The following is a 19,451-nucleotide window of genomic DNA, read 5'->3' on the forward strand; positions in this document are numbered from 1 at the left end:
GGTCTCAAGCGGGCGGGCGCAGTCCGGCGAGCAGCACGTCCGTGGCGAGTGCGGCGGCCTCGTCGAGGGGGGTGTCGTCGAGCAGGCCGCCTGCGGCGAGCGCGGCCAGTCCGTGCATGGTGGCGAAGGCCACCTGAGCCAGTTGCACCGGAGAGCCGGGACGGACCGCGCCCGTGCTCTGTCCCTGCGCGATCAGTTCGGCTGCGATCACCAGGCTTCCCTCTCCGAGTTCGCGCAGCTCCTGGCTGGAGCCGTCGCTGTGCTTGGTGGTGAACATCAGCTCCAGGAGCGCGCCGCGCTCGACCGCGAAGCCCAGGTAGGCCCGGCCGAGTGCGGCCAGTCGCTGCTGCACCGTGCCGGGTCCGGCTGCCGCCTGCCGCATGCGCTGGTTGAGCTCGGTGAACCCGCCGGTGACGAGGGCGTCGATGACGGCTTGGCGGTCGCGGAAGTGGCGGGTGGGAGCCGAGTGACTCACGCCCAGGTCACGTGCCAGGCCGCGCAGCGTGAGGCTGGTCAGGCCCGATTCGGTCAGCACGGCCTCGGCTCGCTCCAGCAGGGCGGCCCTGAGGTTGCCGTGGTGGTACGAACCCTCTGGCATGCGTCCTCCTCGCGTCGAATGTTGTCACTTGACTACAATGATGGCCACTGACAACATTGCGGCTGCCGCAGAGTACGCAACGGAAGTGGAGCCGCCATCATGCCCACCATGATCTACCGGGGGACCGTTGCCCTGATAACCGGGGCGAGCTCCGGATTGGGCGAGGAGTTCGCGCGCCAGTGGGCCGAGCGGGGCGCCGACGTCGTCCTCGTCGCCCGCCGACTCGACCGCCTCGAGGCGCTGGCCGCGGACCTGCGGAAGCGCTACGGCATCACGGCCACCCCGATCGCCGCCGACCTGTCCAGGCCAGGCGCCGCGGCCGAGCTCCGCGCAGAACTCGACGCACGCGGCATCGCCGTTCAGACCCTCATCAACAATGCGGGATTCGGCAGCTACGGCCCGTTCATGAGTCAGGATCCGGCGCAGATCGCCCGCATGATCCAGCTCAACGTCGGAGCGGTCACCGAGTTCGCCCGTGCCTTCCTGCCGGCCATGGCAGCCGACGGTCGCGGCGCGCTGGTGACCGTCGCGAGTACCGCCGCCTACCAGCCCACCCCGTCGATGGCCGTCTACGGTGCGACGAAGGCGTTCGTGCTGAGTCTGACGGAGGCGCTCGCCCATGAGGTCCGGCGGTCCCCACTCCGGGTGCTGGCACTCTCCCCGGGGCCGGTGAGCACCGAGTTCTTCGACGTGGTCGGCACCGAGAAGGCCGCCGTGGGCAAGGTGGCCACCCCTGCGGAGGTGGTCACCGCGGCACGACGCGCACTCGAGCGCCGGAGCACCCCACCGAGTGTGGTCGCCGGATTGGGCAACCGCCTGTCAGCCGTCGCCGCCCGGCTCGCCCCCCGCCGGGTGGCTCTCGCGGCAGCCGGCCACGCGCTCAAGTCCTGACGGGACCCCTCCCCCACAAGAACGGCCCGCCCACGGTGTCAAGGACGACGTCGACGCCGTCCGGCGCCACCTCGGCGAGTTGCCTGCGGACCGGGGGCCGCTCCGCGCAACACGGTGGCGTCGTAGCGCGGCTTGCGCCAGGGTGAAGTCATCCGGCGTCGGCAGTCCAGCGGGGCGGCGGACCAGGCGTACAAGACGATGCGTCACGTTCATGGTCGGACGCTGAGCCTTGACCCGTGGGCCAGGGTCGAGGCCCAGACGACCGAGGGCGGTCGAGGACCGGAGCAGCCGTCGGCACTGAGACCGATTCACCTCACAGGCTTGATGGTGAGCTCGATCCTGTCTTCGTCGGGCCAGGTGATCTCGACATCACCGCTGCTGCCCCGGTATTTGCCGGTGCCCCCCAGGATGGCCCCGGCGGCGGTGCGCGGGTAGCTGCCGAAGCGGTCGATCACACGCTGGTACTGGAGTTCGCCACCGGCCAGCGTGAGCACGATCTGTGAGAGGACGACCGGCCCGCTTGGAGTCAGGTCGACGATCGCGCTGCTCGCGACGCCCGAACCCGCCCGGGATCCGTCCGCGTGGAACAGGTCCAGGGTCGAAACGTACGTGAGTCCCAGGTCGGGAACTTCGGGCAGGGTGTTCTGAGTGCGGATGGCGGTCAGCTGAATGGCCATGGCGGACAATCCTTCGGCAGGGGGACGCAACACCCATCATGATTGCATACCGTGATCAATACGCTGCATATTGTGAGCATTGCCGCCCCGCTTCGCCCGGCGCCCGCCACACCGTGACCGCTATGGCTCAACGTGCGGGCCGATAAAGGGAGGTCGGCATGGGAGGCACCCTGTTATGGTGCGCCCATGTCATCGATCAGGGAGTTCCAAGTCACCTTTGACTGCGCGGAACCCGAGCGCGTCGCCCGCTTCTGGTGCGAGGTGTTGGGGTACGTCGCGCCCCCGCCGAAGGGGTTCGCCACGTGGGAGGAGTACGACCAGTCCCGGGCTCCTGAGGATCGGGGTTCCTGGTTCGCCTGCAGTGATCCCACAGGGGTGGGGCCGCGGTTGTACTTCCAGCGCGTTCCCGAAGGCAAGGTCGTCAAGAACCGGGTGCACCTCGATGTGCGGGTCGGCACCGGGCTGGTGGGCGAGGAGCGCCTGGCCGCGCTCGAAGCCGAGTGCAAGCGACTGGTCGCGCTCGGCGCGGTACACGTGCAAACGCTGTATGACGGCAACGACGCGTGCATCCCGATGCTGGACGTCGAGGGCAACGAGTTCTGTCTCGACTGAGCATTCCCCGGTGGCCCTCTGATGCGCTTCCCGCCCCAAGGAAGCCACCGGGTAATTCCCGAGCGCTCCCTGGCCCGTCGTGCCACGATGCACGGCATGTCTACTCGTGCGCTGAGCTTCGGGGCGGTGGCGGAAGCCTATGAAAGGTTCCGGCCGGGATATCCCGACGAGCTCCACGACTTGGTGATGACGTACGCGGGCAGGCCGGTTCGGACGGCGCTGGAGATCGGTGCGGGGACGGGCAAGGCCACTCGCCTGTTCGCCGAGCACGGGGTCAGGGTCACGGCGACCGAGCCCGACGCAGACATGCTCGCCGAGTTGGAGAAGACCGTGCCCGCCGGCGTGACGGCCGTGCGGGCCGCGTTCGAGGACCTGCGGCCGGGCGAGACCTACGACTTGGTCTATGCGGCGGCGGCCCTGCACTGGACGCGCCCGGAGGGCCGGTGGTCACGAGTGGCCGCGTTGCTCGAACCAGCGGGCGTGGTCGCCAACTTCGGCGGCCCCGTCCAGCCGGCCGACCCGGCTGTGGAAGAGGCCGTGCGTGCGGCCCGGGCGCCGTTCCTGGAGAACGATGACGTGCCATCGCTCGACGGGACCGCTCCGGACGGCGAGATGCAGTGGCCCGGTACCGAGTTGCAACGGTCCGAGCTGTTCCATGACGTCCGCCAGTCCGTCATCGAACGGCGCTTCACGATGCCGACGCCCGAGTACGTCGGCTACCTGTCGACCGTCTCGGCCTATCTCCAACTGCCGCGATCGACACGGCGGCAGGCGTTCGACGCGATCACCCGGGCCCTGCCGGACACGGTGGAGATCGCCGCGGACATCACCGTCCACCTCGCACGTCGGCGACCCGAGTAGGACGCGCAACGACCCGGCGCGGCTTGCCCGGAGGGCGGGGCGCACCCCCGGGTCGCGTGCACACCCTGGGGTCGCGTGCGCAGCCCCAGGTCGCGTGCGCCCCCTCAGTCGCCTGGGTCAGGAGACCGCGTCCGGCCCGTCCACTGCGTCAACCGGCCCGCGTTCGTCCAGGTCCGCCAGCTCCCGCGTGAGCCGCTCGATCATGGACCGTCCCTCTTGCACGTTGAGCCGGGGGAACTCGAAGCCGAGGATGCCTTCGCCCGCCACGCCGACCTGGACCCTGAGCGCCTGCGCCACTCCGGGGACCAGCTCCGGATCGCTCACCCAGGCGAGCCGGTCGAGCGTCCACGAGTGCACCAGTTTGCCCGGTGCCGGCCGGATGAAGCCGCCGAGAGTGAAGAGCACGAACCGCTGCGAGGTGAGTGCGAGGATGAAGCGGCCGGGCGTTCGGATCGGGACCTGGAGGACCTCGGTCCGCCCCCGCCGCGCGACGAGCGCCATGCCGGCCGCGCCCGCGAGCCCGCCGATGCCCGCCGCACCACCGATCATCGTGCTGCGGACCCCGCCGATGCGGAACGCGGCCACCGCGTGGAGCACGCGCTCGTCAGGCATGAGGTTCCCGGCGAGTCGAGCCTCGACCTTCTCCCGCTGCGTCGCCATCCGCGGCCCTCCCCAGGTTGTCGGTACCGGCACTCTAGAGCCGATCGTTGATCGAGAACCAGAGGCTTCTGTAACAACTCCCGGGAGGGCTGGGTGCGCCCTCCGGTGGATTCGCGGTCGTGCGCGGCCACGTCAACTCCCCTGCGAGGTCGGTGTCCTGGTACCGGTTGGAGACGGGATCGGCAGCAGGCCCGCTGGGACCGGCCAGGTGCGGATGGACGGGTTCCTCAGGCGCTCCGGGCCGCCGCCGGACGCGCGGCGGCCCGAGCCGCACCCGGGCCGCACCCGGGCCGCACCGCCGCATGCGGCGGTGCCGTCACCCCAGGTCCGCCGCCTTGCGCAGCAGCACGGAGCGCTCGCGCGCATTGCCGCACAGGCGGGCGGCCAGCTCCAGTTCGGCCCGGGCCTCGGCGGTGCGGCCGAGGCGGACCAGCAGTTCACCGCGCACGCTCGGCAGCAGGTGCGACCCCGACAGCCGCCCGGAGACGACCAGGTCGTCGACCATGGACAGCGCCTCCTGCGGTCCGCTCGCCATCGCGACGGCCACGGCCCGGTTGAGCTCGACGACGGGCGACGGAGCCACTCGGCCGAGCGCCTCGTAGAGGAGCACGATGCGCTCCCAGTCGGTCTCCCGGACCGAGGGCGCCGCCGCGTGGCAGGCGGCGATCGCCGCCTGCAGACCGTACGGTCCCAGGCCGCGCCCGACCGCCGCGGCCCGGCCGAGCGCGGCCAGACCGCGACGGATCGCGGAGCGGTCCCACAGGCGGCGGTCCTGGTCCTCCAGGAGCACCGCCTCCCCGTCCGGCCCGGTACGCGCCGGGAAGCGCGAGGCGGTGAGCTCGAACAGCGCGAGCAGCCCGGACGCCTCCGGCTCCGCCGGCAACAGGGCGACCAGCATCCGGGCCAACCGCACGGCCTCGTAGGCGAGGTCGGTGCGCAGCAGGCGGTCGCCGGTCGACGCCGTCGAGCCCTCCGTGAAGACCACGTACAGCACGCTCAGGACCCCGCCGAGCCGCTCGCGCCGCTCCTCGGGCGGCGGTAGCCCGAACGGCACCCGCGCGGCGGCGATCGTCTTCTTCGCCCTGGTGATCCGCGCCTGGACGGTCGGCACGGACACCAGGAACGCCCGGGCGATCTCCTCGCTGGACAGGCCGCCGACCACGCGGAGCGTGAGCGCCACCCGGGCCTCGGGCGAGAGCACCGGATGGCAGGCGATGAACATCAGCGCCAGGACGTCGTCGTCCACCCGGTCGGGATCCCACGGCAGGTCGTCCGACCGCTCCTGCCCGGTCACCCCGCCCGAGCTGATCTCGCCCTCGGCCAACTGACCCGCCATCATGGCGTACCGCTCGTCCAGGGCCGACCTGCGGCGGAAGACGTCGATGGCCCGCCGCCGGGCGGTGGTCAGCAGCCAGCCCACCGGGTTGGCCGGCGCGCCGTCGCGCGCCCAGGAGACCAGTGCCTCCGCCAGCGCCTCCTGCGCGACGTCCTCGGCGAGCGCGAAGTCCCCCGTGTAGCGGGCCAACGCACCGACGATCCGCGCGGACTCGATCCGCCAGATGGCCTCGACGGCCCGCAGCGCCGACGTGGCGCCCGGCGGGCCGTCGGCCGCCGCGGGTGTCAGAGCTGGCCCGTCCGCTCGCGCCACGCCCGCTCCTTGATGATCCACTCGTTGTCCTGCGGGAACTCGTCGATGCCCGGCACTCGGCGGACCTCGCACTTCGAGCCGGGGAACACCGGCAGCCGGGTGGCCCACTCGACGGCCTCCTCCTTGGAGGCGACGTCGATCAGGTAGAAGCCGCCGAACAGCTCCTTGGTCTCACCGTACGGGCCGTCGGTGACAACCGGGGTCTCCCCGCTGAAGTCGACCACCACGCCCTGGGACGGGTCGTCCAGGCCCTCGGCGGCCACGAGCACGCCCGCCCGAATCAGCTCCTCGTTGAAGCGGCCCACCGTCTCCAGCATCTCCTCGAAGGGCGTCTCCATCATCTTCGCGACGGACTCGTCCGTGCCCCGCATGATCAGCATGTACTTCGCCATCTCGGTCTCCTTGCTCGTGGGTCGCCTCTCGACCCTCTCCACCACAGGTCGAACGGCGCGGTCGCAGATCGACACGGTAGGCGGACTCGTACCGGATTTTCTTCGACGAGCGCCCACGCGGCACCCGGGCCCTGGTCGGGGTTTCGTGGTGATCGGACTCGACGGCGGCCGGGTCAGGCGCTGCGGAGCAGCGTCCAGGCCGGGGAGTCCGCCGGCGGGAGCGGGCGGACCTCCCACTCGGAGCGATCGGCCTGCTCGTCCCAGGACAGGACGTCGTCGTAGTACAAGCGATAGGCCCAGTACTCGGTGGATTCGTGGCAGACCAGGTCCGGGTAGGGCTCGAAGGTCAGCGGGCCCCACGACTCGTTGAGGCGGGCCACGGCCTCGGCGCGGTCGATGCCGCAGCGCGTGACCATCTCATCAGCGATCTCCGAGAAGAAGCTCCGCATCTCCTCGTCCGCTTCCATGAGGAACTCTCCGGCCACTGCGTTACCCCCGCTTCGACGTTGCCACTGATCCGTGCTGCTCCGGCGGGCGGTCGCCGGTCCGCTCCTTGATCATATTGATCGCGGCGCCGGCCGCCATGGGATCCGCCCCGCCGTCGCTCGGATCGGTGCGGCGCATCTCGCCGTCCGGCCGTCAGCGCGTCCCCGGGGCCGCCTGCCGGATGTCGGCCCGTGCCAGGGCGCCGGGTGCGAAGACGGCCGCGGCGACCCGTAGTTGCGGCACCAGGGCGGACCACAGCTCCTCCAGCAGCTCACCACGCTTCACCGCGGCCGTACGCACTTCGGTGAACGGCTCGCCCGTGGCGATCTCCTGCCCGTCCGAGCGGTAGGTGGTCATCAGCACGCCCTCGCCCGGCTCGAGGTCGCTGATCTGCAGGGTCATCCGGTTGGTGGCCGCGCGGTCGCCGCCACTGCGCCGCGCCGAACCGAACCAGACCGGGCCGCCGCCGCGCCCGTCGGCGACGACGGTCAGGCGCGGGGTGAAGATCGGCGGGTCCGGCTCGTAGTCCAGCCCGTCCAGGGCCAGGGCGGGAGTCTGGCCCACGGTGAGGCGGTTGGCGACCACGGCGATCTGCTCCCCGTTGCCGAAGACCAGCCAGTCTCCGGTCTGGCGGGCAGCGACGTAGTGGCGCAGGTGGTCCGGTGCGCGGGTGTCATCCGATGGGGCGACGATCAGTTCACCCTGTGGGGTGCGATGCAGGGTGCGGGCCTGGGATGCGGGGCTGCGTCCGGTGAGGAAGTACGCGCCGAGCGTGCTGCCGTCACCGGTCCGGCACCACAGCACACCGCGCCCGGGGTAGTGGTTGCCCTTCAGCACCTCGCTCAGCATGCTCGACATGACCAACACCCCTTCGATTCAGAACGCCTGACGCCACATCAGCCGGCCTATGCGCACGTCTTGGTCAGTTCCCCCGCCGCGGCGGCCACCGGCCCGAGATCGGGGTGCTTGCCGTCCGCCATGGCCTGCTGGGCGTTCTGCACGGCCTTGGAAAGGTCGTCGGCGGCCTTGGCGCTCTGCGGCCCGGCGTGGAGCTTTCCGGCGTCGTCGCTCAGCTTCTTGAGCGCGTCGGAGGTGCGTTGACGACGTGCCTGGTCGGTCAACTGGCCGACGTTGGTGGCCGAATCCTCCAGGTCCTGCACATCACCGGTGATCGTGATGGCCGTCTTGCCGCAGCTCACCACCTGCTTGCCGTCGCAGCCGACGAGCGCCGCGCCCGCCAACGCCAACACCGCGGCCACGCCGACGATCCGGCCTATCCCCACTGCCATCCCTGTTCTCCTCCCCCTGGTGGCTGCCGGTTCCGGGCGTGCTACGCCGCCCTGGTGGTGGTGATCTGCGAGGCGGTGTCGATCACTTCGTCCAGCACCTCTCGGGAGCGCACCAATTCGGTGATCATGCGGTTGATGCGCTCGCGCTCGGCGGTGAGCTCGTCCACCAGCTCCGGGGTCGCGACCTCATTCGGGCGACCGTCCGCGTCCCTCATGCAGGGCAGCAGTTGGGCGATCTTCTTGCTGTTGAGGCCGGCCGCGTAGAGCGTCTGGATCCGCACCACCCGGTCCACCGCCCACTCCCCGTAGTCCCGGTGGCCGCCGGGCGTGCGCTCGGCCCGCAGCAGTCCCTGGGTCTCGTAGTAGCGCAGGGACCGCTCGCTCACCCCACTGCGCCGGGCCAGTTCACCGATCCGCATGTCCCCACTCCCACCTGATGCCGTTTCAACTCGATTGTGGCACCGACGCTTGAGGTTGAAACCGCCACTCGTCCTTGAACCTGACACTGGTGGCAACTTCTACCATGCTGCGGTGAGCGAGCGCACCGTTCACGCCAACGTCCGCGTCAACGGAGGAGAGAGCGATGAGTGACCTGACCGGCAAGGTGGCACTGGTGACCGGTGGCAGCCGCGGGATCGGCGCGGCGATAGCGAAGCGACTGGCCGACGAGGGCGCGGCAGTGGCACTGACCTACGTCCGGGCGGCTGAGGAGGCCCGCCAGGTCGTCAAGCAGATCGAGGCGGCCGGCGGCAAGGCCGTCGCCATCCAGGCCGACCTGACGCAGCCGACCGCCGCGGCGGCCGCCGTGGAGCAGACGGTGCGGGAGTTGGGCCGCATCGACGTCCTGGTGAACAACGCCGGATTCCTCACCTACGGCCCGCTGGCCGAGGTGTCCGCCGAGGAGCTGGACCGGGTGCTGGCGGTGGACGTCCGCTCGGTGTTCCTGGCCGCCCAGGCCGCCGCCAACCACATGGCCGACGGCGGTCGGATCATCAGCATCGGCTCGTGCTTCAACGGGCGGGTGCCGTTCCCGAACTTCGTGCTGCAGGCGACGGCCAAGTCCGCGCTCATCGGGCTGACCAAGGGGCTCGCCCGCGAGCTGGGCCCGCGCGGCATCACCGCCACCGTCGTCGACCCGGGCCCGATCGACACCGACATGAACCCGGCGGACGGCGACAGCGCCGAGGTCCAGCGCTCCCTCACCGCCCTGGGCCGGTACGGCGAGGCCGACGACATCGCCAACGCGGTGGCCTACCTGGCCGGCCCCGGCGGCCGCTACGTCACCGGCACCGCCCTCGCCGTGGACGGCGGCTACAACGCCTGACGACGTGGGCCGCACACGGCGCCGCGGGTGCCCACCAAGGCGGGGCGGGCACCCGCGGCGTCATGGCGTGCCGCCGCCCGGACGATGCTCCCGCGGACCTCAGTCCTTGAACGTCCCGCCCTCCGCCGCGATCCGCTCCAGCATCGCCGGCGGGGCGAACCGCTCGCCGTACTGGGCGGCCAACTCGCGGGCCCGCGCGGCGAACCCGGCCGGGCCGCCCCGGTAGCCGTTGATGTACTGCAGCACGCCGCCGGTCCAGGCCGGGTAGCCGATGCCCAGGATGGAGCCGACGTTGGCGTCGGCGACGGAGGTCAGCACGCCCTCCTCCAGGCAGCGCACGCTGTCCAGCGCCTCCGCGAAGAGCATCCGCTCCTTCAGGTCCTCGAACGGGACCTCGACGTCGGGGCGGGTGAAGTGCTCGCGCAGGCCCGGCCAGAGGCGGCCCCGCTTGCCGTTCTCGTCGTACTCGTAGAAGCCGGCGCCGCCGCTGCGCCCGGGCCGGTCGAACTCCTCGACCATCCGGTCGAAGACGACCTCCGCCGGGTGCGGCTCCCACACCCCGCCGACCTCCTCGACCGCGCGGCGGGCCTCGCCGCGGATCTTGCGGGGCAGCGTCAGCGTCAACTCGTCCAGCAGGGACAGCACCTTCGCGGGGTACCCGGCCTGGGCGGCCGCCTGCTCGATCGAGGCCGGCTCGACGCCCTCCGCCACCATGGCGACGCCCTCGTTGAGGAACTGGCCGATCACCCGCGAGGTGAAGAACCCGCGCGAGTCGTTGACCACGATCGGGGTCTTGCCCAACGTCCGCACCAGGTCGAAGGCGCGGGCCACCGCCTCCTCGCCGGTCCGGGTGCCGCGGATGATCTCGACGAGCGGCATCTTGTCGACCGGCGAGAAGAAGTGCAGGCCGATGAAGTCGGCGTCCCGCTCGACTCCCTCCGCCAGCAGGCTGATCGGCAGCGTGGAGGTGTTGGAGCAGAGCAGCGCGTCCGGCGCGACGACGCCTTGCACCTCCTGGAAGACCTTGTGCTTGAGCTCGACGTTCTCGAAGACGGCCTCGATCACCGCGTCGCAGCCCGCCAGGTCGGCGACGTCCGCGGTGGCCGTGATCCGGCCGAGCAGCTCGTCACGCTGCTCCGCCGTGCTCCGGCCGCGCGCGACCGCCTTGTCCAACAGCTTGGCGGAGTACGCCTTGCCGTGCTCGGCGGCCTCGACGGTCACGTCCTTGAGCACGACCTGGAGCCCTGCCTTGGCGCACGCGTAGGCGATGCCCGCGCCCATCATCCCGGCGCCCAGCACGGCGACCTTGGACACCTGCCGCTCGGGCACCCCGGTCGGCCGGGAGGCACCGGCGTTGACCGCCTGCATGTCGAAGAACAGCGCCTGGATCATGTTCTTGGCGGTCTGGCCGGTCGCCAACTCGGTGAAGTAGCGCGCCTCGATGACCATCGCGGTGTCGACGTCGACCTGGCTGCTCTCCACCGCGGCGGCCAGCACGTTGCGCGGCGCGGGGTACGGCGCGCCGTTCAGCTGCTTGCGCAGGTTGGCGGGGTAGGCCGGGAGTTGGGCGGCCAGCGCGGGCGTCGAGGGAGTACCGCCCGGGATCTTGTAGCCCTTGACGTCCCACGGCTGCTGGGCGGTCTCGTGGGCCAGCACCCAGGCCCGCGCCTTGGCGAGCAACTCGTCCTGACTGCCCGCCAGTTCGTGGATCAGGCCGGCCTCGACCGCGGCCGCCGGGCGGTACTGGCGGCCGGTCAGCAGCCACTTCAGCAGCGCGTCCGCCAGGCCGAGCAGCCGCACGGTGCGCACCACACCGCCGCCGCCCGGCAGCAGGCCCAGGGTCACCTCGGGGAACCCGATCTTGCTCTTCGGCGTGTCCAGCGCGATCCGGTGGTGGCAGGCCAGCGCCAGCTCCAGGCCACCGCCCAGCGCACTGCCGTTGATCGCGGCGACCACCGGAACGCCCAGCGTCTCCAGGGTGCGCATGGCCTGCTTCAGCTTCAGCGACCCGGCGAGGAACTCCTCGGCCTGGTCGGGCCGGACGGCGGAGAGCATCCGCAGGTCGCCACCGGCGAAGAAGGTCTTCTTGGCGGAGGTGAGGATCACGCCGCGCAGGCCCTCGGTCGCGGCCAGGTGCGCCACGACCTCCTGGAACTGCTCGGTGAAGCGGGAGTTCATGGTGTTGACGGACTGGTCCGGGTCGTCGAGGACGAGGGTGACGATCCCCTCCTCGTCCTGCTCCCAGCGGATCACGGTCGGCTCGCTCATAACAGGTGGCTCCAGTAAGTCGAGTGAGGGGGACGTCAGATGCGCTCGACGATGGTGGCGATGCCCATGCCGCCGCCCACGCAGAGGGTGGCCAGGCCGTAGCGGAGCTCGCGGCGCTCCAGCTCGTCGATCAGGGTGCCGAGGATCATCGCGCCGGTCGCACCCAGCGGGTGGCCCAGTGCGATCGCACCGCCGTTGACGTTCACCTGCTCGTGCGAGAAGCCGAGTTCGCCCATGAAGCGCAGCACCACCGAGGCGAACGCCTCGTTGATCTCGACCAGGTCGATGTCGGCGGCGGTCAGGCCGGCCTTGGCGAGCGCCTTGCGGGTGGCGGGGGCCGGGCCGGTGAGCATGATGGTGGGCTCGGAGCCGGAGACCGCCGCCGAGACGATCCGGGCGCGCGGGCGCAGCCCGTAGCGCTCACCGATCTCCCGGTTGCCGATCGCCACCAGCGAGGCGCCGTCGACGATGCCGGAGGAGTTGCCGGCGGTGTGCACGTGGTCGATCTGCTCGACCCAGTGGTACTTCTGCAGTGCCACCGCGTCGAAGCCGCCCATTTCGCCGATGGTCGCGAAGGCGGGCTTGAGGGCGGCCAGGGTCTCGACCGTGGTGCCCGGGCGCAGGTACTCGTCGCGCTCCAGCACCACCAGGCCGTTGCGGTCGCGCACCGGCACCACCGAGCGGTCGAAGAGGCCGTCGGCCTGGGCCTTGGCGGCGCGGGCCTGGGACTCGGCCGCGTAACCGTCCACGTCGGTGCGGGAGAAGCCGCCGATGGTGGCGATCAGGTCGGCACCGATGCCCTGCGGCACGAAGTTGACCTCGAACGAGGTCATCGGGTCCATCATCCAGGCCCCGCCGTCGGAGCCCATCGGCACCCGGGACATCGACTCGACGCCGCCGGCCAGCACCAGGTCCTCGAAGCCCGAACGGACCTTGGCCGCGGCCAGGTTGACCGACTCCAGGCCGGAGGCGCAGAAGCGGTTCTCCTGCACGCCGGCCACGGTGTCGGGCAGGCCGGCGGCGATGGCCGCGATCCGGGCGATGTCGGAGCCCTGGTCGCCGTGCGGGCTGACCACGCCGAGCACGATGTCGTCGATCGCGGCCGGGTCGAGGTCGGGCAGCCGGTGGCGCATCTCGCGGATCAGCCCGACCACCAGGTCGATCGGCTTGGTGCCGTGCAGGGCACCACCTGCCTTGCCGCGTCCGCGCGGGGTGCGGATCGCCTCGTAGACGTACGCTTCGGTGCTCACGATGGCCTCTCTGAAGGGTCGGGACGGTCAGCGGGGTCGAGTGCGGGAACGCCCCAGTCGCGGGCGACTTCGGCGGTGTCGGCGCCGGGGCGGCCGGGCGGGCGCCGCAGTGTGCCGGGGGTGGCGGAGAACCGCGGGGCGGGGGCGGGCTGGGTGACGCCGTGCCGGGTCGGGTAGGTGCCGCGGGCCACCAGGTGCGGATCGGCGGCAGCCTGACGCAGCGTCAGCACCTCGGCGACGCAGGCGTCCGAGCCGGCGAAGACGGTGCGCCACTCGGCGCTGGTGCGGGCGGCGAAGCGGGTGGCGATCAGCGCGCGCAGTTCGGGCCAGCGGTCCGTCTCGTACTGGCCGGGCGCGTCGGCCGGCAGCTCCAGCAGGCGGGCGAACTCGGCGTAGAACTGCGGCTCCAGCGCGCCCACCGCGAAGTGCCCGCCGTCGCTTGCCTGGTAGACCGCGTAGCAGGGGGCGCCGCCGTCCAGCAGGTTGACGCCGCGGCGGTCGTGCCAGCTGCCCTGGGCGAGCAACCCCCAGATCAGGGTGGCCAGGTGGGCGGTGCCGTCGACGATGGCGGCGTCCACCACCTGGCCGGTGCCGGTCGCGCGGGCGTGGTGCAGGGCGGCGAGCAGGCCGACCACCAGGTAGAGCGAGCCGCCCGCGAAGTCGCCGAGCAGGTTGGCGGGGACCGACGGCGGGCCGCCCGGCGGGCCGATCATGCCGAGCACGCCGGTGAGGGCGACGTAGTCGATGTCGTGGCCGGCGGTGGCGGCGAGCGGCCCGTCCTGGCCCCAGCCGGTCATCCGGCCGTAGACCAGGGCCGGATTGCGGGCCAGGCAGGCCTCGGGGCCGACACCCAACCGTTCGGCGACACCGGGCCGGTAGCCCTCGATCAGCAGGTCGGCCCGTTCCACCAGGGCCAGCACCCGGTCCAGCCCGGCGGGGGACTTGAGGTCGACCAGCACCGAGCGCTTGTTGCGGTTGGTCAGGTCGTACGCCGGATCCTGGGCCAGCGGCGAGCCGTTGGGGCGGTCGACCCGCACCACGTCGGCGCCGAGGTCGCCGAGCAGCATCGCGGCGAACGGCCCGGGCCCGATCCCCGCCAGTTCGACCACCCGGACGCCGGTCAGCGGCCCGGCCGCGCCGGCCGCCCCGGAACCGACCACGCGATCGCCTCCTCGCGAGCGTGACAGTGAAGCTGTAACACTGCGGATGGTATGCCGGTGACCGGCGAGTAACAAGAGCCCCGGGGCGCCCGGCCGGAGCGTCCCGGGCCCCTGCGGGCGAGCCCCCGGGACACCCCGTGCGAAGCGCCCCCGGGACACCCGTGCGAAGCGCCCGGGGGCGCCTGGCGGACGGGCCGCCGTGCCGGAGCCGCGACAACCGTGATCCCGGCATCGCGGCCGGTCAGCGGCGCGCCATAGGCTGATCAGTATGTCTGATCTGCTGACGGGTGTGGGCGCGCTGTGGCGCGGGCAGGTGTGGGTGGCGCGGCGGCCGCGCTGGTGGCTCTTCGGGCTGCTCCCGGCGCTGGTCGCGCTGGTGCTCGTCGGTGCCGCGCTGACCGCTCTCGCCTGGTGGGCGGGCGACATCGTCGACTGGGCCACCCCGTTCGCCGCGCACTGGAGTTCCGGGGAACGGGCGCTGCTGCGCGACACGGCCACCGCGCTGCTCATCGGCGTCGGGGCGCTGATCGCGATCGTCACGTTCACCGGCCTCACCGTGGCCATCGGGCAGCCGTTCTACGAGCGGCTGGTGCGCGCGGTGCTCCCGCCGCCGCCCGGGGCACCGGAGATCGGGATCGGCGACGCGCTGGCCGCCGCGCTGCGGATCGGATTCCGTACCGCGCTCTGCTCGGTCGGACTGTTCGCGCTCGGCTGCGTGCCGGTGCTCGGCCAGCTGCTGGCACCGGCGCTCGGGTTCTGCGTCGCCGGGTACTTCCTCACCGTGGAGCTCACCGGCATCGCCTTCGACCTGCACGGCGTGCCGCCCCGGGAGCGGCTGCGCGGTCGGCGGACGGCGGCGATCGGCTTCGGGCTGCCGCTGGTGCTGGCCTTCCTGGTCCCGTTCGCCACGGTGCTGCTGATGCCCGGCGCGGTGGCCGGCGCGGCGCTGCTGGTCGCGGACCGACCGCCGCGCCCGGAAAACCGGTTGCGGCCGCCCGTAGGCTCCTTCGAATGACGGCACCCGACACGCTCCTGGACTTGTACGACCGCCAGTTCCGCCGCAGTTCCGATGCCCACGGCAGGCTGCTGGAACACGACGGCGGCCCGCTGGTGCGCGGCGGCGGCGCAGGCAACATCCTCACCGGCCGCCGGCCCGGTCTCGGGGTGACGGGCGCCGAGTTGGACGAGTTGATCCGCCGCCAGGTCGCCGACGGCACGGCGGTGCACTGGCGGGTCCACGGCCACGACCGGCCCGCCGAGCTGGGCGAGCGGCTGCTGGCCGCCGGGTTCACCGCCAAGCGCCGCGGCACGGTGCTGGTCGGCGAGACCGCGGCCCTGACCGGTGAGGTGCCGCTGCCGGCCGGCGTGACGATCCGCCGGACCACCGACCCGTCGGACGCCGACCGGATCGCCGAGCAGCACACCGAGGTCTGGGGCGAGGACTTGAGCCGCCTCGCCAGGGTGCTCAAGGACCGGATGGCCAACCGGCCGGACAGCACCCCGATCCTGCTGGCCGAGGCCGCCGACGGCACCCTGGTGTGCAGCGCCTGGACGGTGCTGCGCGAGGACAGCGACTTCGCCGGCCTGGTCGGCGGCTCGACGCTGCGGGCCTGGCGGGGCCGCGGCATCTACCGTGCGCTGGTCGCCCACCGGGCCCGGATCGCCGAGCGGCACGGCTACCGCTACCTGCACGTGGAGGCCTCCGACGACAGCGCCCCGATCCTGCGCCGGCTCGGCTTCCAGGCGATCACCACGGTGACGCTGTACGACTGGACACCGCCGGCCTGACCCGGACCGGTCGCTCCGTGCCGGGGCCCCTCCCTCGGACGGGGGATGCGGAGATCAACCGAACGATTGACGCACCGTCGCCCGCCCCGGCCGTAGGGTCGGTCCCATGCGAACCTTGACGGCGTTCCTGGTGGGCCGCACGGCCCGGGTGCGGTGGGTGCACCTGGTGCTGGGCGGTGCGCTGCTGATGCCGTTCTGGATGCTCGGCACGGTGCTGGTCTCCACGGTGTACGCCGAGCCCGGCGGGAGCGCCCAGGCCGGTCCGTGGCGCGCCGTCCTGGCCCAGCTGCCGGCGGTGCTGGTGGCACTGCCGATGGCCTGGGTGGTCGCGTTGCTGCCGGTCGCCCGGGTGCTGCTGGCCACCGCCGCCCGGGCGCTGGCGGCCAGCCGCGCCGGAGAGTTCGCCCACACCCCGGCCGACAGCTGGGCGGCCCGGCGGCGCACCGCGCACTGGTTCGTGCTGCACCTACTGGTCGGCGGGGTGGTCAGCGGGCTGTCGCTGGCGATTCCGCCACTGGTGCTGCTGCTCTGCGTCTCACCGCTGGGATTCCTGGGCCATCCCGGGCTGGGGCTGGTCCACCAGGCCCTCGGCGCGCATCCGCCGCCCACTCCCCCGCTCGGCCTGGCGGTGCTGCTCGGGCTGCTGCTGGTCAGCGCGGGCGCCGGTGCGCTGCTGGCCCGCTGCGCCCCGGTGCTGCTCGGCCCGACGCCGGCCGAGCGGCTGGCCGCCGCGGAGCGCCGTTCGCTGGTCCTGGCGCAGCGCAACCGGCTGGCCCGGGAGCTGCACGACTCGGTCGGGCACGCACTCACCGCGGTGACCATCCAGGCCGGTGCGGCCCGCCGGGTGCTGCACCGTGATCCCGCGTTCGCCGAGGAGGCGCTGCTCGCCATCGAGGAGGCGGCCCGCACCGCCGTGGGTGAGCTGGACACCGTGCTCGGCATCCTGCGCGAGGACGCCGACGACGGCGCCGACCCACCGGCCGGCGCCCCCGGCAGCGAGGGCGCCCGCCACGCCACCGGCCCGACGCTGGCCTCGCTCGACCTGCTGGCCCGTCAGCTGGGGCTGGCCGGGGTGCCGGTGACGGTCCGGACTGGGCCGGGAGTGGCAGCGCTGCCCGACGCGCTCTCCCGGGAGGCCTACCGCATCGTGCAGGAGGGGCTGACCAATGTGCTGCGCCACGCCGGCTCGGTGCCGGCCGTGCTGACGCTCGACATCGACCGAGGACGGCTGACCGTGGAACTGACCAATCCGGTGGGCGCCGGGCGCCCGAGCCGGCCCGGCGGCGGGCGCGGGCTGCGCGGAGTGGCCGAACGCGCCGCCGCGCGCGGCGGCGGCTGCGAGAGCGGCCGCACGGCCGACGGGGGCGGCTGGCGGCTCGCGGTCTGGCTGCCGGTGGAGGTGGCGGCGGCATGACCGGCATCGGCACCGACCCGCCCGCCACGGCCGCCACGGCCGTGCGCGTGGTGCTCGCCGACGATGAGCGGCTGGTCCGGCTCGGCCTGCGGGTGGTGATCGACTCCGAGCCGGACCTCACGGTGGTCGGCGAGGCGGCCGACGGCAGTGAGGTGGTGCCACTGGTGCGTGAGACGGCACCGGACGTCGTGCTGATGGACGTCCGGATGCCCCAGGTGGACGGGATCCGGGCCACCGAACTGATCCTGGCCGCGGTGCCGCAGCCGCCGCGGATCCTGGTGGTCACCACCTTCGAGCACGATGACTACGTCTACCAGGCCCTGCGGGCCGGGGCCGCCGGGTTCCTGCTGAAGCGCGCCGGCGCGGAGGAGATGGTGCAGGCGGTGCGGTTGCTGGCCCGCAGCGACTCGCTGCTCTACCCGACCGCCATCCGCGAGCTGGTCGCCGCCCACCGCAGCGCGTCCGGCGGCTCCAGCCTCCCGGGGGGCGGCCCGGGCCCCACCGGCAAGGGCCGCGGCGGGCCGATCGGCCGGCTCACCGAGCGCGAGGGGCAGGTGCTGCGGCTGATGGCGACCGGCCTGAACAACGGGGAGATCGCAGCGGAGCTGGTGGTCAGCCCGGAGACCGTCAAGTCCCATGTGGCCGGCGTCCTCGCCAAACTGGGCGCCCGCGACCGGACCCAGGCGGTGATCATCGCCTATGACTCGGGCTTCGTCCTGCCGAAATGACCACCGGGTCGGCATCGACCCGACCCGCCAACGCCCCCACCGCTAAGGCCCCCGACCGCCGGCGCCCGGTCTGCGGTGGTGGCCCGTCGGGGTGGGCCCGGACGTCGTCAGATCCGCCAGGCGCGGATCCGGTCGGCCGCCGCGAAGATGTCGGCCTCGGCCGCCGCGACGTCGCGGGCCAGCTCCACCAGCGCACCGTACGGCGGGTCGATGCCCTCCTTCGCGGCGTGCATGTAGGCCGCCGTCGCCATGCAGGCGTAGAGGTTGTTGCGCACCGGCAGCGGCCGCAGCAGCACGATGGTGTGCATCAGGGCGGCCGCGCACCAGGCCGGGTCGGCGTCGTGGCCGAGTTGCGCGGTGTTCACCCGGTGCCGGGCGACGGCGGCCTGCAGGGCGGAGTAGTCCCGCACGCTCAGGTCCTCGGGCGAGGCCTGCTCCTGGACGTCGAGCAACCAGCGGATGTCGACGTGCAGCATGCTCACGCCGCAGCGCGCTTGGCGGCCGGGGTGTCCTCGGGGAAGGCGGCGTCGAACTCCTCCAGGTGCGCGTTCCAGAACGCCACCGCGTGGTTGACGAAGGTTCGACGCTGCTGCTCACGCACGCTCAGGTCATGCACGTACGCCTTGACGCTCTTGCCGTCTGCCGCGGCGGCCTCGCGGATCGCGGCCAGTTCCGCCTCGGTGTACTCGATGTTGAGTGCTGGCATGCGCTCAGGGTATCGGAGGGGTACCAGCCCCGGGGGGCGATCGAACTTTCTCGCGACAGCCTGCAACAGGCCCGTTGACCCGGCGCGTTAGCCAGGCATGAAGCACTCACCGACCAGCGGACCGGCCGCCTCGGGCCCGCCCGATTTCCTGGAGTTCGCCGCAGCCCGCGGCGGGCACCTCTTCAAGACGGCCTATCTGCTCACCGGTGGCGACCGGCACCTGGCCGAGGACCTCGTACAGGAGGCACTCAGCCGGCTGTTCGTGCGCTGGCGGCGGGTGCGCAAGGTGGAGAATCCGGCCGGCTACGCACAGACGGTGCTGGTCAACGCCTTCCTCTCGCTGCGCCGCCGACGCAGCAGCAGCGAGCGGGTGACCTTCGAGTTCCCCGAGGTGGCCGTCACCGACACCGACCCGACTCTCCGACTCACCCTGCTGCGCGCGCTGCAGGACCTCTCCACCTCGGACCGCGCGGTCCTGGTGCTGCGGTACTGGGAGGACCGCAGCGTCGAGGAGACGGCAGCCGCACTGCAGTTGAGCCCCACCGCCGTCCGGTCACGCGCCCACCGGGCGCTCAACCGGATGCGGGCCCTGCTCGGCGACAGCCTCGCCGACCAGGCCGCGGGCGGCAGCCCGCGCTGAGCGCGGATCCGCCCCGCTTAGGCGGATTTCGACCACGTCCTGACAGATTTGATCAGAAA

The 19,451-nt window shown here is 72.4% G+C and carries 23 protein-coding genes; 9 read left to right on the forward strand and 14 right to left on the reverse strand.

All coding sequences use genetic code 11. From position 1 onward, the window contains the following. Positions 1-4: 4 nt before the first annotated feature. The gene (locus LN042_RS09140) at positions 5-598 is read right to left on the reverse strand and encodes a TetR/AcrR family transcriptional regulator (RefSeq protein WP_230050267.1); all 594 of its coding nucleotides are present in this window, start codon (positions 596-598) and stop codon (positions 5-7) included. Between the two features lie 99 nt (positions 599-697). Here LN042_RS09140 and LN042_RS09145 point away from each other — a divergent pair, with 99 nt between their 5' ends. Then, complete coding sequence (locus tag LN042_RS09145) at positions 698-1,489, forward strand: SDR family NAD(P)-dependent oxidoreductase (RefSeq protein ID WP_230050269.1); 792 nt, start codon at positions 698-700, stop codon at positions 1,487-1,489. A 308-nt stretch (positions 1,490-1,797) separates the two neighbouring features. Here LN042_RS09145 and LN042_RS09150 read toward each other — a convergent pair whose 3' ends face one another. Continuing rightward, on the reverse strand, positions 1,798-2,166 hold the full coding sequence (locus LN042_RS09150; protein ID WP_230050271.1) for a hypothetical protein: 369 nt from the start codon (positions 2,164-2,166) through the stop codon (positions 1,798-1,800). 186 nt (positions 2,167-2,352) lie between these two features. Here LN042_RS09150 and LN042_RS09155 point away from each other — a divergent pair, with 186 nt between their 5' ends. Both LN042_RS09155 and LN042_RS09160 read left to right on the forward strand, forming a co-directional pair. Continuing rightward, entirely contained in the window at positions 2,353-2,778 is a 426-nt protein-coding gene (locus tag LN042_RS09155) for a VOC family protein (RefSeq protein WP_230050273.1), read from the forward strand. A gap of 96 nt (positions 2,779-2,874) precedes the next feature. Next, positions 2,875-3,639 carry a class I SAM-dependent methyltransferase gene (locus LN042_RS09160; RefSeq protein WP_230050274.1) on the forward strand — a complete coding sequence of 255 codons (765 nt, stop codon included), beginning with the start codon at positions 2,875-2,877 and terminating at the stop codon, positions 3,637-3,639. A 117-nt stretch (positions 3,640-3,756) separates the two neighbouring features. On the opposite strand, the gene LN042_RS09165 is transcribed toward LN042_RS09160, so the two are convergent. From LN042_RS09165 to LN042_RS09195, 7 genes are all read right to left on the reverse strand, one after another. Beyond that, positions 3,757-4,299: a hypothetical protein gene (locus LN042_RS09165; protein WP_230050276.1), complete on the reverse strand. Its 543-nt coding sequence runs from the start codon at positions 4,297-4,299 to the stop codon at positions 3,757-3,759. Positions 4,300-4,615: 316 nt separating this feature from the next. Next, positions 4,616-5,947, reverse strand: coding sequence for an RNA polymerase sigma factor (locus LN042_RS09170; RefSeq protein WP_230050278.1), 1,332 nt, complete (start codon positions 5,945-5,947; stop codon positions 4,616-4,618). Next, positions 5,920-6,339 (reverse strand): YciI family protein, encoded by a 420-nt coding sequence (locus tag LN042_RS09175; protein WP_230050280.1) that lies wholly within the window; start codon positions 6,337-6,339, stop codon positions 5,920-5,922. Before LN042_RS09175 ends, LN042_RS09170 begins: the two co-directional genes overlap by 28 nt. 173 nt (positions 6,340-6,512) lie before the next feature. Continuing rightward, entirely contained in the window at positions 6,513-6,806 is a 294-nt protein-coding gene (locus tag LN042_RS09180) for a hypothetical protein (protein ID WP_230050282.1), read from the reverse strand. Positions 6,807-6,978: 172 nt separating this feature from the next. Beyond that, the gene (locus tag LN042_RS09185) at positions 6,979-7,683 is read right to left on the reverse strand and encodes an IMP cyclohydrolase (RefSeq protein ID WP_230050283.1); all 705 of its coding nucleotides are present in this window, start codon (positions 7,681-7,683) and stop codon (positions 6,979-6,981) included. Between the two features lie 47 nt (positions 7,684-7,730). Further along, a complete protein-coding gene (locus LN042_RS09190; protein WP_230050285.1) occupies positions 7,731-8,114 on the reverse strand; it encodes a hypothetical protein in 384 nt (127 codons plus the stop codon). 41 nt (positions 8,115-8,155) lie between these two features. Continuing rightward, positions 8,156-8,533: a MerR family transcriptional regulator gene (locus LN042_RS09195; protein ID WP_230050287.1), complete on the reverse strand. Its 378-nt coding sequence runs from the start codon at positions 8,531-8,533 to the stop codon at positions 8,156-8,158. Between the two features lie 164 nt (positions 8,534-8,697). Here LN042_RS09195 and LN042_RS09200 point away from each other — a divergent pair, with 164 nt between their 5' ends. Next, positions 8,698-9,438, forward strand: a complete 741-nt coding sequence (locus LN042_RS09200) for an SDR family NAD(P)-dependent oxidoreductase (RefSeq protein ID WP_230050289.1) — start codon at positions 8,698-8,700, stop codon at positions 9,436-9,438. Between the two features lie 99 nt (positions 9,439-9,537). Here LN042_RS09200 and LN042_RS09205 read toward each other — a convergent pair whose 3' ends face one another. Genes LN042_RS09205 through LN042_RS09215 form a run of 3 tightly spaced genes read right to left on the reverse strand, consistent with a single transcriptional unit; the run spans position 9,538 to position 14,080 of the window. After that, complete coding sequence (locus LN042_RS09205) at positions 9,538-11,706, reverse strand: 3-hydroxyacyl-CoA dehydrogenase NAD-binding domain-containing protein (RefSeq protein ID WP_230050291.1); 2,169 nt, start codon at positions 11,704-11,706, stop codon at positions 9,538-9,540. A gap of 35 nt (positions 11,707-11,741) precedes the next feature. Continuing rightward, complete coding sequence (locus LN042_RS09210; RefSeq protein ID WP_230050293.1) at positions 11,742-12,956, reverse strand: acetyl-CoA C-acetyltransferase; 1,215 nt, start codon at positions 12,954-12,956, stop codon at positions 11,742-11,744. Continuing rightward, a complete protein-coding gene (locus LN042_RS09215; RefSeq protein ID WP_249800832.1) occupies positions 12,953-14,080 on the reverse strand; it encodes a CaiB/BaiF CoA transferase family protein in 1,128 nt (375 codons plus the stop codon). Before LN042_RS09215 ends, LN042_RS09210 begins: the two co-directional genes overlap by 4 nt. A 304-nt stretch (positions 14,081-14,384) precedes the next feature. Here LN042_RS09215 and LN042_RS09220 point away from each other — a divergent pair, with 304 nt between their 5' ends. The 4 genes from LN042_RS09220 (at position 14,385) to LN042_RS09235 (ending at position 18,046) form a co-directional block, all read left to right on the forward strand. After that, positions 14,385-15,131 carry an EI24 domain-containing protein gene (locus LN042_RS09220; RefSeq protein WP_230050297.1) on the forward strand — a complete coding sequence of 249 codons (747 nt, stop codon included), beginning with the start codon at positions 14,385-14,387 and terminating at the stop codon, positions 15,129-15,131. Further along, positions 15,128-15,904: a GNAT family N-acetyltransferase gene (locus tag LN042_RS09225; RefSeq protein WP_230050299.1), complete on the forward strand. Its 777-nt coding sequence runs from the start codon at positions 15,128-15,130 to the stop codon at positions 15,902-15,904. The genes LN042_RS09220 and LN042_RS09225 overlap by 4 nt, the downstream gene beginning before the upstream one ends. Before the next feature lie 106 nt (positions 15,905-16,010). After that, positions 16,011-17,318 (forward strand): sensor histidine kinase, encoded by a 1,308-nt coding sequence (locus LN042_RS09230; protein WP_230050301.1) that lies wholly within the window; start codon positions 16,011-16,013, stop codon positions 17,316-17,318. Beyond that, positions 17,315-18,046, forward strand: a complete 732-nt coding sequence (locus LN042_RS09235) for a response regulator transcription factor (RefSeq protein WP_230050303.1) — start codon at positions 17,315-17,317, stop codon at positions 18,044-18,046. Before LN042_RS09230 ends, LN042_RS09235 begins: the two co-directional genes overlap by 4 nt. 107 nt (positions 18,047-18,153) lie before the next feature. Here the strand turns inward: LN042_RS09235 and LN042_RS09240 are convergent, their stop codons facing one another. Together LN042_RS09240 and LN042_RS09245 are read right to left on the reverse strand one after the other, a co-directional pair. Then, positions 18,154-18,522 (reverse strand): toxin Doc, encoded by a 369-nt coding sequence (locus LN042_RS09240; RefSeq protein WP_230050390.1) that lies wholly within the window; start codon positions 18,520-18,522, stop codon positions 18,154-18,156. 2 nt (positions 18,523-18,524) lie between these two features. Further along, positions 18,525-18,752, reverse strand: a complete 228-nt coding sequence (locus LN042_RS09245; RefSeq protein ID WP_230050305.1) for a hypothetical protein — start codon at positions 18,750-18,752, stop codon at positions 18,525-18,527. Positions 18,753-18,849: 97 nt separating this feature from the next. Here LN042_RS09245 and LN042_RS09250 point away from each other — a divergent pair, with 97 nt between their 5' ends. Further along, positions 18,850-19,392: a SigE family RNA polymerase sigma factor gene (locus LN042_RS09250; RefSeq protein ID WP_230050306.1), complete on the forward strand. Its 543-nt coding sequence runs from the start codon at positions 18,850-18,852 to the stop codon at positions 19,390-19,392. The last annotated feature ends 59 nt before the right edge of the window (positions 19,393-19,451 follow it).

The sequence above is a fragment of the Kitasatospora humi genome (genome assembly GCF_020907985.1).
GTDB lineage: Bacteria > Actinomycetota > Actinomycetes > Streptomycetales > Streptomycetaceae > Kitasatospora > Kitasatospora humi.

Bases quoted from the DNA above. Each gene is read 5' to 3' on its own strand.
- LN042_RS09140 (WP_230050267.1), bottom strand. From the start codon at position 598: ATGCCAGAGGGTTCGTACCACCACGGCAACCTCAGGGCCGCCCTGCTG.
- LN042_RS09145 (WP_230050269.1), top strand. From the start codon at position 698: ATGCCCACCATGATCTACCGGGGGACCGTTGCCCTGATAACCGGGGCG.
- LN042_RS09150 (WP_230050271.1), bottom strand. From the start codon at position 2,166: ATGGCCATTCAGCTGACCGCCATCCGCACTCAGAACACCCTGCCCGAA.
- LN042_RS09155 (WP_230050273.1), top strand. From the start codon at position 2,353: ATGTCATCGATCAGGGAGTTCCAAGTCACCTTTGACTGCGCGGAACCC.
- LN042_RS09160 (WP_230050274.1), top strand. From the start codon at position 2,875: ATGTCTACTCGTGCGCTGAGCTTCGGGGCGGTGGCGGAAGCCTATGAA.
- LN042_RS09165 (WP_230050276.1), bottom strand. From the start codon at position 4,299: ATGGCGACGCAGCGGGAGAAGGTCGAGGCTCGACTCGCCGGGAACCTC.
- LN042_RS09175 (WP_230050280.1), bottom strand. From the start codon at position 6,339: ATGGCGAAGTACATGCTGATCATGCGGGGCACGGACGAGTCCGTCGCG.
- LN042_RS09180 (WP_230050282.1), bottom strand. From the start codon at position 6,806: ATGGAAGCGGACGAGGAGATGCGGAGCTTCTTCTCGGAGATCGCTGAT.
- LN042_RS09185 (WP_230050283.1), bottom strand. From the start codon at position 7,683: ATGTCGAGCATGCTGAGCGAGGTGCTGAAGGGCAACCACTACCCCGGG.
- LN042_RS09190 (WP_230050285.1), bottom strand. From the start codon at position 8,114: ATGGCAGTGGGGATAGGCCGGATCGTCGGCGTGGCCGCGGTGTTGGCG.
- LN042_RS09195 (WP_230050287.1), bottom strand. From the start codon at position 8,533: ATGCGGATCGGTGAACTGGCCCGGCGCAGTGGGGTGAGCGAGCGGTCC.
- LN042_RS09200 (WP_230050289.1), top strand. From the start codon at position 8,698: ATGAGTGACCTGACCGGCAAGGTGGCACTGGTGACCGGTGGCAGCCGC.
- LN042_RS09205 (WP_230050291.1), bottom strand. From the start codon at position 11,706: ATGAGCGAGCCGACCGTGATCCGCTGGGAGCAGGACGAGGAGGGGATC.
- LN042_RS09220 (WP_230050297.1), top strand. From the start codon at position 14,385: ATGTCTGATCTGCTGACGGGTGTGGGCGCGCTGTGGCGCGGGCAGGTG.
- LN042_RS09225 (WP_230050299.1), top strand. From the start codon at position 15,128: ATGACGGCACCCGACACGCTCCTGGACTTGTACGACCGCCAGTTCCGC.
- LN042_RS09230 (WP_230050301.1), top strand. From the start codon at position 16,011: ATGCGAACCTTGACGGCGTTCCTGGTGGGCCGCACGGCCCGGGTGCGG.
- LN042_RS09235 (WP_230050303.1), top strand. From the start codon at position 17,315: ATGACCGGCATCGGCACCGACCCGCCCGCCACGGCCGCCACGGCCGTG.
- LN042_RS09240 (WP_230050390.1), bottom strand. From the start codon at position 18,522: ATGCTGCACGTCGACATCCGCTGGTTGCTCGACGTCCAGGAGCAGGCC.
- LN042_RS09245 (WP_230050305.1), bottom strand. From the start codon at position 18,752: ATGCCAGCACTCAACATCGAGTACACCGAGGCGGAACTGGCCGCGATC.
- LN042_RS09250 (WP_230050306.1), top strand. From the start codon at position 18,850: ATGAAGCACTCACCGACCAGCGGACCGGCCGCCTCGGGCCCGCCCGAT.